This is a genomic window from Mesorhizobium sp. LSJC269B00 (assembly GCF_000502815.1).
In the GTDB taxonomy this organism is placed as follows: domain Bacteria; phylum Pseudomonadota; class Alphaproteobacteria; order Rhizobiales; family Rhizobiaceae; genus Mesorhizobium.
Window position 1 is genome coordinate 112,104 of sequence record NZ_AYVN01000006.1, and the last position, 16,233, is coordinate 128,336.

General features: G+C 62.7%; 14 protein-coding genes. 1 reads left to right on the forward strand and 13 read right to left on the reverse strand.

The features are described 5' to 3' along the window. Positions 1 to 26: 26 nt before the first annotated feature. From pnp to rimP, 9 genes are all read right to left on the reverse strand, one after another. Positions 27 to 2,174: a polyribonucleotide nucleotidyltransferase gene (pnp, locus tag X771_RS147375; RefSeq protein WP_023688738.1), complete on the reverse strand. Its 2,148-nt coding sequence runs from the start codon at positions 2,172 to 2,174 to the stop codon at positions 27 to 29. Between the two features lie 277 nt (positions 2,175 to 2,451). After that, positions 2,452 to 2,862 (reverse strand): 30S ribosomal protein S15, encoded by a 411-nt coding sequence (gene rpsO, locus X771_RS147370; protein WP_280790678.1) that lies wholly within the window; start codon positions 2,860 to 2,862, stop codon positions 2,452 to 2,454. A gap of 59 nt (positions 2,863 to 2,921) precedes the next feature. After that, a complete protein-coding gene (gene corA, locus X771_RS147365) occupies positions 2,922 to 4,016 on the reverse strand; it encodes a magnesium/cobalt transporter CorA (protein WP_023688739.1) in 1,095 nt (364 codons plus the stop codon). A 44-nt stretch (positions 4,017 to 4,060) separates the two neighbouring features. Continuing rightward, entirely contained in the window at positions 4,061 to 5,032 is a 972-nt protein-coding gene (gene truB, locus X771_RS147360) for a tRNA pseudouridine(55) synthase TruB (RefSeq protein ID WP_023688740.1), read from the reverse strand. After that, a complete protein-coding gene (gene rbfA, locus X771_RS147355; protein ID WP_023669558.1) occupies positions 5,032 to 5,451 on the reverse strand; it encodes a 30S ribosome-binding factor RbfA in 420 nt (139 codons plus the stop codon). The genes truB and rbfA overlap by 1 nt, the downstream gene beginning before the upstream one ends. 161 nt (positions 5,452 to 5,612) lie before the next feature. Then, on the reverse strand, positions 5,613 to 8,177 hold the full coding sequence (infB, locus tag X771_RS147350) for a translation initiation factor IF-2 (protein ID WP_023688741.1): 2,565 nt from the start codon (positions 8,175 to 8,177) through the stop codon (positions 5,613 to 5,615). Continuing rightward, complete coding sequence (locus tag X771_RS147345; protein ID WP_023669556.1) at positions 8,174 to 8,824, reverse strand: RNA-binding protein; 651 nt, start codon at positions 8,822 to 8,824, stop codon at positions 8,174 to 8,176. Before X771_RS147345 ends, infB begins: the two co-directional genes overlap by 4 nt. 38 nt (positions 8,825 to 8,862) lie before the next feature. Next, entirely contained in the window at positions 8,863 to 10,458 is a 1,596-nt protein-coding gene (gene nusA, locus X771_RS147340; RefSeq protein WP_023669555.1) for a transcription termination factor NusA, read from the reverse strand. 47 nt (positions 10,459 to 10,505) lie between these two features. Next, positions 10,506 to 11,150 (reverse strand): ribosome maturation factor RimP, encoded by a 645-nt coding sequence (rimP, locus tag X771_RS147335; protein WP_023669554.1) that lies wholly within the window; start codon positions 11,148 to 11,150, stop codon positions 10,506 to 10,508. Between the two features lie 335 nt (positions 11,151 to 11,485). Between rimP and X771_RS1000000166895 the strand changes: the two genes are divergently transcribed. Beyond that, positions 11,486 to 11,650: a hypothetical protein gene (locus tag X771_RS1000000166895; RefSeq protein WP_023669553.1), complete on the forward strand. Its 165-nt coding sequence runs from the start codon at positions 11,486 to 11,488 to the stop codon at positions 11,648 to 11,650. Between the two features lie 42 nt (positions 11,651 to 11,692). On the opposite strand, the gene X771_RS147330 is transcribed toward X771_RS1000000166895, so the two are convergent. From X771_RS147330 to lnt, 4 genes are all read right to left on the reverse strand, one after another. Continuing rightward, positions 11,693 to 12,394: a tRNA (guanosine(46)-N(7))-methyltransferase TrmB gene (locus X771_RS147330; RefSeq protein WP_023688742.1), complete on the reverse strand. Its 702-nt coding sequence runs from the start codon at positions 12,392 to 12,394 to the stop codon at positions 11,693 to 11,695. 139 nt (positions 12,395 to 12,533) lie between these two features. Further along, a complete protein-coding gene (gene metK, locus X771_RS147325; protein ID WP_023669551.1) occupies positions 12,534 to 13,799 on the reverse strand; it encodes a methionine adenosyltransferase in 1,266 nt (421 codons plus the stop codon). Positions 13,800 to 14,021: 222 nt separating this feature from the next. Further along, a complete protein-coding gene (locus X771_RS147320; RefSeq protein ID WP_023669550.1) occupies positions 14,022 to 14,441 on the reverse strand; it encodes a helix-turn-helix domain-containing protein in 420 nt (139 codons plus the stop codon). Between the two features lie 137 nt (positions 14,442 to 14,578). Beyond that, positions 14,579 to 16,171 carry an apolipoprotein N-acyltransferase gene (gene lnt, locus X771_RS147315; RefSeq protein ID WP_023688743.1) on the reverse strand — a complete coding sequence of 531 codons (1,593 nt, stop codon included), beginning with the start codon at positions 16,169 to 16,171 and terminating at the stop codon, positions 14,579 to 14,581. Between the last annotated feature and the right edge of the window lie 62 nt (positions 16,172 to 16,233).

Consider the following 16,233-nt stretch of genomic DNA (forward strand, 5'->3'; position numbering starts at 1 on the left):
CCCGTTCAACTCTATTGTCAGACCACTCAGGCGGCGTTTTCTTCGCCTTCGGCCTTCTTGTCGCGGGCGATTTCCTTGCCGGTGGCCTGGTCGACGACCTTCATCGACAGGCGGACCTTGCCGCGCTCGTCGAAGCCCATCAGCTTGACCCAGACCTTGTCGCCTTCCTTGACGACGTCCGAGGTCTTGGCGACCCGGTCGTTGGCAAGCTGCGAGATGTGGACGAGGCCGTCACGCGGACCGAAGAAGTTGACGAAAGCGCCGAAGTCGGCGGTCTTGACGACCGTGCCTTCGTAGATCTCGCCGACTTCCGGCTCGGCGACGATGGTATGGATCCACTTCTTGGCCGCTTCGATCTCCTTGGCGTTCGACGAAGCGATCTTGACCGTGCCGTCGTCCTCGATGTTGATCTTGGCGCCGGTCTTCTCGACGATCTCGCGGATAACCTTGCCGCCGGAGCCGATCACGTCGCGGATCTTGTCGGTCGGGATGTGCATAACCTCGATGCGCGGTGCGAACTCACCGAGTTCGGGGCGGGCGCCGGTCAGAGCATGCGCCATCTCGCTGAGGATATGCTGGCGGCCGTCCTTGGCCTGGTCCAGCGCGATCTTCATGATCTCCTCGGTGATGCCCTCGATCTTGATGTCCATCTGCAGCGAGGTGATGCCGCCTTCGGTACCGGCAACCTTGAAGTCCATGTCGCCGAGGTGATCTTCGTCACCCAGGATGTCGGACAGAACCGCGAAGCGCTCGCCTTCCTTGATCAGGCCCATCGCGATACCAGCAACCGGCTTGGCCAGCGGAACGCCGGCATCCATCAGCGCCAGCGATGTGCCGCAGACGGTGGCCATCGACGACGAACCGTTGGACTCGGTGATCTCCGAGACGACGCGCAGCGTGTAGGGGAACTGGTCCGCGCTCGGCAGCATCGGACGGATGGCGCGCCAGGCGAGCTTGCCGTGGCCGATTTCGCGGCGGCCCGGCGAACCCATGCGGCCGGTCTCGCCGACGGAGTAGGGAGGGAAGTTGTAGTGAAGGAGGAACTTCTCCTTGTACATGCCGGTCAGCGAATCGACATACTGCTCGTCCTCGCCGGTGCCCAGCGTGGCAACGACCAGCGCCTGGGTCTCGCCGCGGGTGAACAGCGCCGAACCGTGCGTGCGCGGCAGGACGCCGACTTCCGAGACGATCTTGCGGACGGTCTTGAGGTCACGGCCATCGATGCGCGAACCGGTATCGAGGATGTTCCAGCGCACGACCTTGGCCTGGAGTTCCTTGAACACCGAACCGATCTGCTCGGAGGTGTACTTGGCGTCTTCGCCTTCGGCCGGAGCGAACGCTGCCTTGACCTTCGCCTTGACGGCGTCGACGGCGGCGTAACGCTTCTGCTTGTCGACGTTCTTGTAGGCATTGCTGAGCTCGTCGCCGACGATCTTCAGCATTTCAGCTTCGAGCGCGGAGTAGTCCGGCGCCGTGAAATCGCGCGGCTCCTTGGCGGCAACTTCGGCCAGCTTGATGATGGCGTCAATCACCGGCTGGAAGCCCCTGTGGCCGAACATGACGGCGCCGAGCATCAGCTCTTCGCCGAGTTCCTTGGCTTCGGACTCGACCATCAGCACGGCGTCGGTGGTGCCGGCGACGATCAGGTCCAGCCTGGATTCCTGCATCTCATCGACATGCGGGTTGAGCACGTATTCGCCGTTGATGTAGCCGACGCGGGCGCCTCCGATCGGGCCCATGAAGGGAACGCCCGACAGCGTCAAAGCGGCCGAGGTGGCGACGATCGACAGGATATCGGGATCGTTCTCGAGGTCATGCTGGACGACGGTGACGACGATCTGGGTGTCGTTCTTGTAGCCGTCGGCGAAGAGCGGGCGGATCGGGCGGTCGATCAGGCGGGAAACCAGCGTTTCCTTTTCGCTCGGACGTCCCTCGCGCTTGAAGTAGCCGCCCGGGATCTTGCCGGCGGCGTAGGTCTTTTCCTGGTAGTTGACGGTCAGCGGGAAGAAATCGAGGCCTGGCTTCGGCTCCTTCATCGAAACGACGGTGGCGAGAACCTTGGTTTCGCCATAGGTCGCAAGCACCGCGCCGTCAGCCTGACGTGCGATCTTGCCGGTTTCCAGGATGAGCGGACGGCCGCCCCATTCGATTTCCACTTTGTGGTAGTTGAACATATCTTGTCCTTAGTAAGCGGAAAGGGCCGCGCCGTTTCACGGTGCGCGGATGCCCTTTCCCTGGCTTCCTTTCTCGGGCAGCCACGGGCAAGACAACGGGAAGCTCGGGTAGATTCGGCGCTGGTTAGCGCACGAGCGTCCTGCAATCCTGCCCCATGACCGTCCATGGGCGGTTTCGAGTGGCCTCTGCACGCTCGAAACCGGGTCTGGCCAATCGATGCGACTGGCAGAATGCGCGACCGGCGGGCTCTCCTTCGAAAGCCCGCCGGTCAATTCGTCAACGGCGCAGACCGAGCTTCTCGATCAACGTCTGATAGCGCGCGTCATCCTTGCGCTTGAGATAATCAAGCAGGCTGCGGCGCTGGGAGACGAGAGCGAGCAGACCACGGCGGGAATGGTTATCCTTCTTGTGGTCCTTGAAGTGGTCGGTCAGGTTCTTGATGCGCTCGGAAAGGATGGCCACCTGGACTTCCGGAGACCCGGTATCGCCCTTGGCGGTTGCGAATTCACCCATCAATTCCTGTTTGCGCTCGGCAGTAATCGACATCGTGTTTTTCCTTATCTGTTTGAGGAAACGGGTCGCCCTCAGCCGGGATGTCGTCCAGCAGGGGCCGGTGCAAGCAAAGCGACATGGCGCGATGCTGCGGCGCATATAAGGCAATTCCCTGGAAAACACCAGCCCATTCATAAAGCCGGCTCGTCGCAGCCCTTTGCTCAGGAATCCAGGATCCCCCTGACACCTGGAGCTTACAGCCACTTCTTGCTTTTGAAGAAGACGATCAGCCCGACAGCAACGGCCAGCATGAACAGCAGCGAAGCCGGGTAGCCATAGTAGGCTTTCAGTTCCGGCATGTTCCACGGCGAGCTCTCGGGATCGAAATTCATCCCCCAGATACCGACCAGGAAGGTTAGCGGCATGAAAATCACCGAGACGATGGTGAGATAAGAGATCACATCGTTGGTGCGCGCCTGGCTCAGCGACAAATGCATTTCGATCAAGCCGGTCAGCATATCACGCTGGTTCTCGACCAGCTCGATCAGCCGCAATGCGTGGTCGAGCGTGTCGTTGAAGAAGATTTTCGTCTCCGGCTTCACATAGGGCACGTCGTTGCGGATCAGCGTCGCCAGCGTGTCGCGCATCGGCCACAGCACGCCCTTGAGCACATTGGCGTCGCGCCGCAATTCGTGCAGCTGGCGCATCTGATGCTTGTGAGGCGTGTTGAGCATCTCGTCCTCGATGCCATCGACCTCCTCGCTAGCGGCCTCAATCGGCGGGAAATAGCTGTCGACGATGGAATCGATGAGCGCATAGGCCAGATAGTCGGCGCCGCGCATCCGCAAGCGGTTGGGCAACGCTGCGGCGATGCGCTTGCGCACGGGGTCGAACGGATCGCCTTCGCGCTCCTGGAAGGTGACGACGAATTTCTTGCCGAAGAACACCGCGATCTGCTCATAGCGATGCACCTTGACGTCGTCGATCATGCGCATGACGACGAAGGCGTGGTCCTCGAAGAAGTCGACCTTCGGCCGCTGGCCGGTGTTGACGACATCTTCCAGAGCCAGTGGATGCAGGTTGAAGATCCGGCCGATCTCCTCGATCAGCTGGATGTTGGCGAGACCGGTGCAGTCCAACCAGACGACCGGCCAGTTGTCGCAATGGGTGTTGAGATCGTCGATGCTGGCATCGTTGATGGTCTTGAATTTTTCAGGCGAAATCAGCGTCAGCCGCAGCTCGGACCGTCGCGCCGCCGGATCGGCGATCAGCGTGCCGGGCGAGGCGCCAACCGGCGGCCGGCGCGTTGTCACCGGCGCCCGCTTCTTCACCGCCTCAGCCTTTGCCATGTGCCCCTCGGATGTGACGTCGACGTAAGACTAGACGAGAGTGGTCAGCCGACAAAGACCCGCTTCGGCTTGAACATGCCTTGCTCGATGGCGCCGATGGCGACAAGCTTGCCGCGCGCGGTGGCGCAGGCTTCCTCGGCTTCCACGGGCGCGTCGCGGCCGCGGATGATGACGGGATTGCCAAGGCGGATCTTGGTCGCCGCTTCGTCGCTGATGGCGATCTGGGGCAGGCAGTCGAGCGCGGCGGCCGTGTCGACAAGCAGCGCATCGATGGCGCCGAAGTCGATCGGCGCATCGGCAACATCGGCGTCGGCCTCTCCGTCAGCTTCGCGCTGTTCGCCGAAACGGGCGACTTCCAGTTCGGCGAGGGTGACGAAATCCTCCTGGGTGAACGGCTCGACCTCGACCCGGCGCAATTCGGCGATATGACCGAAGCAGCCGAGGTCGCGGCCCATGTCGCGGGCCAGCGAGCGCACATAGGTGCCCTTGCCGCATTCGACCTCGAACAAAGTGTGGTCGGCAGCGTGCTCGACGATGTCCAGACGGCCGATCTCGATCTCGCGCGCGGGGATGTCGACTGTCTCGCCCCCACGGGCGAGATCGTAGGCGCGTTCGCCTGATATCTTGATGGCCGAGAATTGCGGCGGTGTCTGCATGATGACGCCGGTGTAGTTCGGCAGCAGCGCCCTGACATCGTTTTCCGCCGGACGGCGGTCGGAACTTTGCGTCACCAAGCCTTCGAGATCGTCGGTCGAACGCTCCTCGCCCCAGGCGACGGTGAACCGGTAGATTTTGGCGCCGTCCTGCACATAAGGCACGGTCTTGGTTGCCTCGCCGAGCGCGATCGGCAGCATGCCAGAGGCCAGCGGGTCGAGCGTGCCGGCATGGCCGGCCTTTTCGGCCTGGAAAAGCCATTTGATCTTGGAGACGGCTTCGGTCGAACCCATGCCAACCGGCTTGTCCAGCACCACCCAGCCGGAGATCGGCCGTCCCTTCTTCTTGCCGCGGCGCCCCACTATTTCTCGTCCTTGTCGTTGTCTTCGCCATCGGCACCCAAGTCTCGCGCGACTTCGGGCGATTTCAGCAAATCGTTGATCCTGGCGAAATTGTCGAAGGACGTATCGAGCTTGAAGCGGAACTCCGGCATGAACTTCATCTGGCGGAGCGCGCCGGAGACGCGGCCACGGACGAACTTCGCATGCTTGTTGAGCGCGTCGATGACCGCACCCGTGTCCTTGGCGCCGAGCGGCGAAACGAAGGCCGTTGCGACCCTCAGATCAGTCGACATGCGCACTTCCGAGACCGAAACCACGGTGTTCTCGATCAGCGGGTCGATAATCTCGCCGCGCTGCAAGGTTTCCGACAGCGCATGGCGCACCTGTTCGGCGACGCGAAGCATGCGCTGGGATGGGCTGGAGGCGGTTGGACGGGGCATTTTTCTCAATCCGGAAAGCGTGAGGCGCGGGATGGGACCGTGCCGCATGTCTCATACTTGTTTCTATGCATGTCGTTTATCCCGCACTTTTGGGCGACAGGCATTAAAGTTAGAGCGGCGGTCTTTCGACCACCGCCCGGTCGTATCGACAGTATACGAACTCAGAGCGTCCGGGTCACCATCTCGACGCGGAAGCACTCGATGATGTCGCCAACGCGCATGTCCTCGTAGTTCTGGAAGGCCATGCCGCACTCCTGGCCGCCCGGAACTTCTGCGACTTCGTCCTTGAAGCGCTTGAGGGTCTTCAGCGTGCCTTCATGGATGACGACGTTGTCGCGGATCAGGCGCACGCCCGCTCCACGCTCGACCTTGCCTTCGGTGACACGGCAGCCGGCGATCTTGCCGACCTTGGTGATGTCGAAGATCTCGAGGATCTCGGCATTGCCGATGAAGGTCTCGCGGCGTTCCGGCGACAGCAAGCCGGAAAGTGCTGCCTTCACATCATCGACAAGGTTGTAGATGATCGAGTAGTAGCGGATTTCGATGCCCGCGGCCGCCGCGGCCGCACGTGCCTGCACGTTGGCACGGACGTTGAAGCCGATGATCGCGGCCCCCGAGGTCTCCGCCAGCGACACGTCGCTTTCGGTGATGGCGCCGGCGCCGGCATGAACGATGCGCGCACGCACCTCGTCGGTGCCAAGCTTGTCGAGAGCGGCGTTGATCGCCTCGATCGAACCCTGCACGTCGCCCTTGATGACCAGCGGGAATTCCTTCAACCCGCTCGTCTGCAACTGCGACATCATCTGTTCAAGCGAGCCGCGCTGGCCGGCATGGCGAGCCACTGCCTTCTCGCGCGCCAGACGCTGGCGATATTCGGTGATCTCGCGGGCGCGGGCCTCGTTGTTGACGACAGCGAAGCGGTCGCCGGCTTGCGGCGTGCCTTGCAGGCCGAGCACCTCGACCGGCATTGCCGGCGGCGCCTCCTTGATCTGCTCGCCACGGTCGTTGACCAGCGCGCGCACCCGGCCCCATTCGTTGCCGGCGACGAGGATGTCGCCCGGCATCAAAGTGCCGGTCTGCACCAGTACGGTGGCGACGGGGCCACGGCCCTTGTCGAGCTGGGCTTCGATGACCACGCCCTCGGCGGTACGGTCCGGATTGGCCTTGAGGTCGAGGATTTCGGCCTGCAGCAGGATCGCCTCGAGCAGCTTGTCGAGGTTGGTGCCCTTGGTCGCCGACACTTCGACGTCCAGCACTTCACCGCCCATCGATTCGACGAACACCTCATGGCGCAGCAGTTCCGACCGCACCTTCTGCGGATCGGCATCATGCTTGTCGATCTTGTTGATCGCCACGATGATCGGAACGCCGGCCGCCTTGGCATGGCTGATCGATTCGATGGTCTGCGGCATGACGCTGTCGTCGGCCGCCACCACCAGGATGGCGATGTCGGTCGCCTGAGCGCCGCGGGCGCGCATCGCCGTGAAGGCGGCGTGACCGGGCGTGTCGATGAAGGTGATCTTCTGACGGTTCTTCTCGACCTGGTAGGCGCCGATATGCTGGGTGATGCCGCCGGCTTCGCCGGAGACGACATTGGCATTGCGGATGGCGTCGAGCAGCGAGGTCTTGCCGTGGTCGACATGGCCCATGATGGTCACGACAGGCGGCCGCGACACCAGGTCCTCGGCATTGTCGGCAATGTTGAACAGGCCTTCCTCGATGTCGGACTCGGCGACGCGGCGGACCGTGTGGCCGAATTCGGTGGCGACCAGCTCGGCCGTGTCGGCGTCGATGATGTCGCCCGGCTTCAGGATCTGGCCCTGCTTCATGAAGTACTTGACCACATCGACAGCGCGCTCGGACATGCGCTGCGCCAGTTCCTGGATGGTGATGGTTTCAGGCAGGATCACTTCGCGCATAACCTTCTCGCGCGGCTCATTATGCATCGCGCGCTTGAATTTTTCCTGGCGGCGACGCATCGACGACAGCGAGCGGGCGCGCGCGTCCTCGTCGGAAAGCGCCGTGTTGAGGGTCAGCTTGCCGCGACGACGGTCTTCCTCGGCCTTGGTCGGCTTGGCCGGGCGCGCCACTTCGGGCGTAACCGGACGGCGTACCGGGGCGCCGGCGGCGGTGCGCTTCGGCTTGACCTCTTCCTCGTCGTCCGATGCCACAAGCTCGGCAGCCTGCGGCGCGCGGCGGCGCGCTTCTTCTTCGGCGCGGCGGCGGGACTCGGCCTCGGTCTGCAGGCGGGCTTCTTCCTCGGCCTGACGGCGCGCGGATTCCTCGCGCTCGCGCTTGCGGCGTTCCTCATCCTCGTTGCGGCGCTTGGCCTCTTCGATGGCGCGTTGGCGGTCCTCGACGTCGCGAACCTTGGAGCCTTCGAGCGCCCTGCGGCGCGCTTCCATTTCATTGCGCGACAGTTCGTTCAGCACCATGCCGCCGCGTTCGGCCGGCGGCGGCGGAGGCGGCGCCTTGGGCGCTTCCTGCACGACGGGGGCTGCCACTACCGCGGGCTTGGGCGTAAATACGGGTGCAGCCACCGGCTCCGGCTTGTCGCCGGGCATGGAGAATTTGCGCTTCTTGATCTCGACCTGGACCTGCTTGGTGCGGCCATGCGAGAAATTCTGTCGCACGACGCTCTGCTCGGTACCGGGGCGCTTCAGCGTCAAGGTCTTCTTCGGTGTAACACTCAACGTCTTGTCGTCGCCCGATTTCGTATCGCTCATTCCATATCCTCTGCAGCATCATCTTCGTCAGCAACGGCCGCAAGCATTGCCAGATCGTCGGGGGTTCCGCCCCGATATCGGTCGAGCGCAACCATGCGCCTCTCAACCGCCTTGCCCGCGTCTCCCGCGAGAACGGCAGCATGTATCACATTTGTACCCCCCAATGCCAAGCTCAACTCGGCCTCGGAGAAAAGTTTGTAGGCAAGGACTGCAGGCCCGCCGAGGTGGACAGTTGCCCGCCGCGCCTGACTGATCTTGCGCACGCCATCGTCGGATGCCTCGGTCGCGTGGAGCACGAAAAGCGCCAACCCCGAGCGCACCGCGCTCTCGACCTTGGTTGCGCCGAGTGCGATCGAGCCAGCCTTGCGGGCAAGGCCAAGCATACCCAAAGCGGATCGTGCAAGCAGTCCGTCGACCATGCCGCCGAGATCGGGCGGCACGACGACCTGCGCCTTGAAGGCGCGGGCAAACAGGTTCTTCGCCGCCGCCTTGTCGATATGTAGGCGGTCGGCGCTCACCCAACAACCACGGCCGGGCAGATTTCTCTTCAGGTCAGGAACGACGGCCGAATCCGGGCCGACGACGAAACGGATCAGCTCATCCGGCTCGGCTTGCTTGCGCGTGACGATGCAGGTGCGATCGTTCATCTCGTCCTGGGGCGGGTTGTGTGCGATGCGGTTTCACCTCACGCACCAACGGCTTCGTCAGCCGGGACCTGTTCGGCTGCAAGCTCGTCTTCGGTGATCCAGCCGGCCTTGAGGCGGGCTGCCAGAACCATCTGCTCGGCGTCGGCGCGCGACACGCCGTGATTGGCGAGCACACCCGGGAATACCTTGGTCTCGCCGTCCTTGCGTTCCTTCCAGCCGGTCAGGTCGTCGGCGGCATAGCCGGCGAAATCCTCGATCGTCTTCACGCCATCCTCGCCGAGCGTCACCATCATGGCGGTGGTGACGCCAGGGATCTCGCGCAGTTCGTCGGTGACGCCCAGCGCCTTGCGCTTGTCGTCATGCTCGGCTTCGATCTTCTCCAGATATTCGCGGGCGCGGGTCTGGATTTCCGAAGCGGTGTCTTCGTCGAAACCGTCGATCGAGGCGATCTCGCCCGAATCGACATAGGCAACTTCCTCGACGCTGGTGAAGCCTTCGGAGGCCAAAACCTGGCCGACCATCTCGTCGACATCGAGGGCTTCCATGAACAGCGACGAGCGTTCGACGAATTCCTTCTGGCGGCGCTCGGACTCCTCGGCCTCGGTCAGGATGTCGATGTCCCAGCCGGTGAGCTGCGAGGCAAGACGCACGTTCTGGCCGCGACGGCCGATGGCCAGCGACAGCTGGTCGTCGGGAACCACCACTTCGATGCGCTCGGCATCCTCGTCGAGCACGACCTTGGCGACTTCCGCCGGCTGCAGCGCGTTGACGATGAAGGAGGCGGCCGAAGGCGACCACGGAATGATGTCGATCTTTTCGCCCTGCAATTCGCCGACCACGGCCTGGACGCGGCTGCCGCGCATACCGACGCAGGCGCCGACCGGATCGATCGACGAGTCACGCGAAATGACGGCGATCTTGGCGCGCGAGCCTGGGTCGCGGGCGACCGACTTGATCTCGATGATGCCGTCATAGATTTCCGGCACTTCCATGGTGAAGAGCTTGGCCATGAACTGCGGATGGGTGCGCGACAGGAATATCTGCGGGCCGCGCTGTTCGCGGCGCACGTCGTAGACATAGGCGCGGACGCGGTCGCCGTACTTGTAGTTTTCACGCGGGATCAGCTCGTCGCGGCGGATAATGGCCTCGCCACGGCCGAGATCGACGATGACGTTGCCATATTCGACGCGCTTGACGGTGCCGTTGACGATCTCGCCGATGCGGTCCTTGTATTCGTCATACTGGCGGTCGCGCTCGGCCTCGCGCACTTTCTGCACGATGACCTGCTTGGCCGACTGGGCGGCGATGCGGCCGAAATCCATTGGCGGCAGCTGTTCGGCGATGAAGTCGCCAAGCTGGGCGTCCGGATTGCGCTCGCGGGCCGAGGAAATGGCGATCTGGGTGGCGTAGTCGTCGACCTTCTCGACCACTTCCATCAGCCGCTGCAGCTTCATCTCGCCGGTGTTGGCGTTGATGTCGGCGCGGATGTTGGTTTCCTGGCCGTAGCGCGAGCGCGCGGCCTTCTGGATCGCATCAGCCATGGCGGCAATGACGATCGACTTGTCGATCGACTTTTCACGCGCCACCGCGTCGGCGATCTGCAGCAGTTCAAGTCTGTTGGCGCTTACAACCATCTTATTTCTCCCGAGCTTGTTGCCGAGCTTTTAGGCCCGGCCGCTCATCATAGTTCCTGTTCGATTTCGTCTTCCGCGCCGCCTTCAGCACCTTCGGGTGCATCATCAGCTTCGCCGCGGCGTTTCTTGGCTTCCTTGCGTTCCCGGTTGTCCTTCGAAAGGGCATCGCGAATAAGGTCGTCGGTGAGGATCAGCCGCACATCGGCGATCGCGTCATAAGGAATGCGAACCGTCGGCTCTTCGCCGTAGGCGGCCTTGTCGCGCTCGAGCAGCATGTCGTCTTCGCCGGCTTCGGCGATCTTGCCCTTGAAGCGCTTGCGGTCGGCGACCGGCACCGAGGTTTCCATCTTCACCAGATGGCCGGTCCAGGTGACGAAATCCGACTTGCGCACCAGCGGCCGGTCGATGCCCGGCGACGACACTTCGAGATGATAGGCCTTCTCGATCGGGTCATCGACGTCGAGCGCCGGCGACACAGCGCGGCTGACCTCTTCGCAATCCTCGACGGTCATGGTGCCGTCCTCGCGTTCGGCCATGATCTGCAGCGTCAGGCCGTTCTGGCCCGACAGATGCACCCGCACGAGGCGGAAGCCAATGCCTCGCAACACCGGCTGAACGATCAGCGCGATGCGCGCATCGATACCGCTTTCGCGGATGATGCGGTCGTCGGCTTCGCTTGCCGTTGCAGTCATGCGGTTCCTGTCGTTCTCTGGATCAGGATGATCGTCGTCCCGAACCATCTCTTTGCTGATGGCTGACCGGCAGGTAATAAAAAAGAGCGGGACCGGGTGGACCCACTCTTCGTCATACCGACCAAGAATTTGAGGCTGATATAGACGATCCCGGCCAGTGTTTCAAGTCTGTTGACGGGCCGGGCAGAGTGCAGCCGGGGACGGCTGGCAGGATTGCGCGCGGCGCATGCCGGCCATGCGGTAACGGCCCTGTGATCCCGGATTTCACATCCCTATCTATGTTGCACTGCACAAATCAAAGATGAGCGCGCGGTGGCGCGCGAAAGGTCAAGACAATGAGCAACCGTACCGTGTTTTCCGCCATAGGCGACGCCTTTGCCCTGTTCGGCAGCGCCGTTGCCGCCTCGCGGGCCGTCGAAGCCGGCCGCAAGCCGCGCGCCAACGATCTGCGCCGGCTCGGCATGGACCCGACCGCTTTCGGCAAGATCGGCCGTTTCTGAAGCCAGACCGGCTGTTGATGCGGGACACTTTCCCGCATCGAACTATTTTCTGATGAAGGTGAGATAGGCCGGCCGTCGGCCCTCGCGAATGGCTTTCGCCTCGTAGCGTGTGCCCGGCCAGCCTTCATAGGGCCGATGCCAGTCGGCCCCACCTTGCGCCTGCCAGAGGAGCGCGCCATGCGCCCGACAGTGCAACAAGGTCCAGTTCACATAGGTGTCGATGTCGGATGCGAAGCGGAATTTTCCGCCCGGCTTCAGCACGCGCGCGAACCGATCGAGGTTGAGCGGGCTGACGAAACGCCGCTTCCAGTGCTTTTTCTTCGGCCAGGGATCGGGGTAGAGCAGATCGATGCCGTCGAGCGACGCCTGCGGCAACCAATCGAGCAGGCGCGTGGCGTCGTCATCATAAACGCGAAGATTGGCAAGCGGCTTTTCCCGCACCGCCATCATCAGCTTGGCCATGCCGTTGACGAACGGCTCGACACCGATGAAGCCGGTCGCCGGTGCCTCCGTGGCACGGTGCAGCAGATGCTCACCGCCGCCGAAGCCGATTTCCAGCCGAACCGTTGAAACATCCGCTGAGAATAGCGCGCGCAATTCTGCCGGCGCCTGGACGGAGAGGTCGAGGCCATAGGCCCCAAGACCGCTTTCCAGCGCCGCCGCCTGCTGCGGGCGAATGGTCTTGCCGTGCCGGCGGCCGAAGAACCCTTCGGTCGCGCGGCTCCGCCTGTCCTGTGGATCCATGGCCTGGTCGCGCGCCGCGCTTAGATTGAGATGAGATTTGGGATTGAGATGAGATTTGGCTGAAATCTCATCTCAATCTAATCCTTTGTTGGAGCACGATCTTTTCCAAAAAACCGGTACCCACTTTTTGGAATCATGCCTAAGCAGCGATCGCGTCCTTGAGCGCCTTGGCCAGATCGGTCTTTTCCCAGGAGAAGGACCCGTCTCGGCCGGCCTTGCGGCCGAAATGGCCGTAGGACGAGGTCTTTGCGTAGATCGGCTTGTTGAGGTCGAGATGCCTGCGGATGCCGGATGGCGACAAATCCATCACCGTGCGCAGCGCTTCCTCGAGCTTGGCCTCGTCGACCTTGCCGGTGCCGTGCAGGTCGACATAGACCGACAGCGGCTGAGCAACGCCGATGGCGTAGGACAGCTGGATGGTGCAGCGGTCGGCGAGCTTGGCCGCCACCACATTTTTGGCGAGATAGCGCGCCGCGTAGGCGGCGGAGCGGTCGACCTTGGTGGTGTCCTTGCCGGAGAAGGCGCCGCCGCCGTGCGGGGCAGCACCACCGTAGGTGTCGACGATGATCTTGCGGCCGGTCAGGCCGGCGTCGCCGTCCGGCCCACCGATGACGAACTTGCCGGTCGGGTTGATGTACCACATGCAATCGTCGGCGATCTTGAGGTCGCCGAGCGCCTCACGGATGTAAGGCTCAACGACCTTGCGGACCTTCTTGGAATCCCAGGTCGCGTCGAGATGCTGCGTCGATAGCACGATCTGAGTCGCTTCGGCGGCCTTGCCATCGACATAGCGAACGGTGACCTGGCTCTTGGCGTCAGGCCCGAGCTTGCCGGCTTCGCCGTTGTTTTCGTGACGGGCAGCGGCGAGCAGTTCGAGAATCTTGTGGCTGTAATAGATCGGCGCCGGCATCAGGTCCGGGGTCTCGCGGCATGCATAGCCGAACATGATGCCCTGGTCGCCGGCACCCTCTTCGCCCTGGCGGTCGGCGGCGTTGTCGACTCCCTGGCCGATGTCGGGCGACTGGCCGTGCAGCAGAACCTCGATCTTTGCCGTCTTCCAGTGGAAGCCGGCCTGCTCGTAGCCGATTTCGCGGATCGCCTTGCGGGCGACCGACTTGAACTTGGCCGGGTTGACGACCGAATGCCCGGCGGCGTCCTTGAGGATGTTGCCGGCTTTGTCCCGCTTCAGCAGAGTATCGGGAACCCTTACTTCGCCGGCGATGACGACGCGGTTGGTGGTTGCGAGCGTCTCGCAGGCGACGCGGACTTTCCATGGGTCCATGCCGGTCTTCTTGGCCTCGCGATAGACCAGATCTACGATCTCGTCCGAGATGCGGTCACAGACTTTATCGGGATGACCCTCGGCCACGGATTCCGAGGTGAAGAAGTAGTTCTGCCGCGTCACGGGTGTCCCCTCTTGAAAAAACGATCGGCAGGGCTGCCGATTTTGGCGCGCCACGTGTTAACGGTGCCGGGCGCCGCTCGTCAAGCGGTGCCGCGGTTCTGGCATGAGTGTCGCAGCAATATATCTTGTACCACCGGCGGCTTGGCTCCGCCGGCAGTCGAGCCCCTGGGCTACTCGGGCCCGGGGGATTACTGGGGCCAATGGGTCAATCGACCCACCGAATCACTCGGCATCTTCGGCAGAAAGGGACTTCACAAGGTCGATAATCCGGCGGCGCACCTTCACATCCGCGATCTTGACGAACGCGCGGTTGAGCTGAAGCCCTTCCGGACTGCCGCAGAATTCGACGGCGAAAGCCATCGAAGTGTCCTCGGCAAATCCTCTATTACCCACCGGCTCCTGCCCTGGCGCATCCTCGAAAAAGAAGGCGACAGGCACGCTGAGTATCGAGGCTATTGCCTGCAGACGGCTGGCGCCGACGCGGTTCGTTCCTTTTTCATATTTTTGGATCTGCTGGAACGTAATACCGAGATTTTCACCGAGCTTTTCCTGGCTCATTCCAAGCATATTGCGCCGAAGGCGGACGCGACTTCCGACATGGATGTCGATCGGATTCGGTTTCTTCTTGTTTTCTTCTGTCATTTTTTCCTCGCCGAATTTTTCCGGCCTTTTCTATTTTTCTCGCCCAAACGAAGCCGGAGCCAACTGCCCCAACAGAAACACCAACCGACTTCGAGAAAATTAGGCGGTAACAGTATGAGTTTCTAATGTGTCGACTGTCAATTCACCCGTAGCCGTTGCCTTACGTTCAAGCTGAGGGCGATTGCGGCAAACACCAACATGATCAGCATTCCGTTAATGCGCCGCCCCGCGGCGGAGATGAAGGCTTGGCCGGAGATCGGCACCCGCACGTCGATGGCGCCACGTGCATCGACCGCCAATGCGTCGACGATGCGTCCGCGCGTATCGACAACGGCGGAAATGCCGTTGTTGGCGGCGCGCAACAGCGGCAATCCGTTTTCCACCGCGCGAATCTGAGCCTGCCTGAAATGCTGGTACGGCCCGGGCGTGTCGCCGAACCATGCGTCGTTGGTGACGTTTACAATAAGCTGGGATGACGTTGCGTCAACAGCCACCAGATCAGGAAAGATCACCTCGTAGCAAATAAACGGCAAGGCGCTGATGCCGCCGGGCAGAGCGATCGGATGGCGCTCGTTGCCGGCGGCGAAGTTCATCGGCCCGGCGACGAACTGTCCGATGCCGAAGCGGCTGAGCAGACCGGAAAACGGCAGATACTCGCCGAACGGCACCAGATGGACCTTGTCGACGGCATCAGCGATTTCACCCTTGTCGTCGATCGCCACCACCGAATTGTAGTAGCGGCTGTCGGCATCCGCCCCGGATCCGCGCTCCTCGCGCACGACGCCGGCAATCAGCATCTGACCAGGCTGCAGCATGTCGCCGAGCGCGGTCAGCGCGTCCGGACGCTCGGTGAACAGGAACGGTACCGAGGTCTCCGGCCACAGGATAAGTTGCGGTTTGTCATGACCGGGATCGGGCGCTGCGGCCGACAGGCCCATCATCGTGGCGAAGATGCGGTCGCGCACCGAGGCGTCCCATTTTTCGCTGAGGTCGACATCCGGTTGCACGATACGGACATCGAGAGTGCGGGTTGCCGGCTTGTCGGGGGTCGCGAGCCTGACATAGCCGAAGCCGGCATGGGCGGCGACGAGAATGGCAAGCAGGACCACACCGAGACGGACATGCCGGCGTGCTGCAAGCAAGGCCGGCATGGCGAAGACAAAGACCGCCAGCGCGTTCATGCCGACCATGCCGGTCACCGACACGCTTTGCATCAACAGCGGCACGGGCATCGCCGCATACCCGACGGCATTCCAGGGAAAGCCGGTGAACAGGAAGCCGCGCAGCCATTCCGTCAGGCCAAAAGCAAAGGCAAGGGCGGCAATGCGGCCAATGTCGTTGGTCCATAACAGCCGCGCGACGCCGGTGGCGAAGCCGTAGAAAAATGCCAGCGCCAAAGGAATGCCGACGACCGCGAAGGGTAAGGCCCAGGCGAAACTGTCGGCCTCGACCAGAAGCGCCTCACCGATCCACCACAGGCCGGCGAGGAAATAGCCGAAGCCGAACCACCAGCCAATGGCAAAGGCCGGCCGCAGGCGCCTGAGCCAGCCGTCGGCAGCCTCGCCGGTGGCGCCGTCGAGCAGCCAGACCAGCAGTGGAAACGAGACGAAACAGACGGCGAAGAAATCGTAAGGCGCCTGGGCGAGCACCGCCAGCGCCCCGGCAAGAAACGCCACCAGCGCGCGCCGCCAGCCCCAAAGCAGAATTATCCGGCCGGCAAGGCGCTCCATACAGACTTCCCAGGTCGCGCGAATCAAGAGCCAAGATTTATCAGATTTATTGAAACGCGAAC

Bases quoted from the DNA above. Each gene is read 5' to 3' on its own strand.
- X771_RS147320 (WP_023669550.1), bottom strand. From the start codon at position 14,441: ATGACAGAAGAAAACAAGAAGAAACCGAATCCGATCGACATCCATGTC.
- rbfA (WP_023669558.1), bottom strand. From the start codon at position 5,451: ATGCCCCGTCCAACCGCCTCCAGCCCATCCCAGCGCATGCTTCGCGTC.
- lnt (WP_023688743.1), bottom strand. From the start codon at position 16,171: ATGGAGCGCCTTGCCGGCCGGATAATTCTGCTTTGGGGCTGGCGGCGC.
- corA (WP_023688739.1), bottom strand. From the start codon at position 4,016: ATGGCAAAGGCTGAGGCGGTGAAGAAGCGGGCGCCGGTGACAACGCGC.
- X771_RS1000000166895 (WP_023669553.1), top strand. From the start codon at position 11,486: ATGAGCAACCGTACCGTGTTTTCCGCCATAGGCGACGCCTTTGCCCTG.
- infB (WP_023688741.1), bottom strand. From the start codon at position 8,177: ATGAGCGATACGAAATCGGGCGACGACAAGACGTTGAGTGTTACACCG.
- X771_RS147345 (WP_023669556.1), bottom strand. From the start codon at position 8,824: ATGAACGATCGCACCTGCATCGTCACGCGCAAGCAAGCCGAGCCGGAT.
- rimP (WP_023669554.1), bottom strand. From the start codon at position 11,150: ATGACTGCAACGGCAAGCGAAGCCGACGACCGCATCATCCGCGAAAGC.
- nusA (WP_023669555.1), bottom strand. From the start codon at position 10,458: ATGGTTGTAAGCGCCAACAGACTTGAACTGCTGCAGATCGCCGACGCG.
- rpsO (WP_280790678.1), bottom strand. From the start codon at position 2,862: ATGAATGGGCTGGTGTTTTCCAGGGAATTGCCTTATATGCGCCGCAGC.
- pnp (WP_023688738.1), bottom strand. From the start codon at position 2,174: ATGTTCAACTACCACAAAGTGGAAATCGAATGGGGCGGCCGTCCGCTC.
- X771_RS147330 (WP_023688742.1), bottom strand. From the start codon at position 12,394: ATGGATCCACAGGACAGGCGGAGCCGCGCGACCGAAGGGTTCTTCGGC.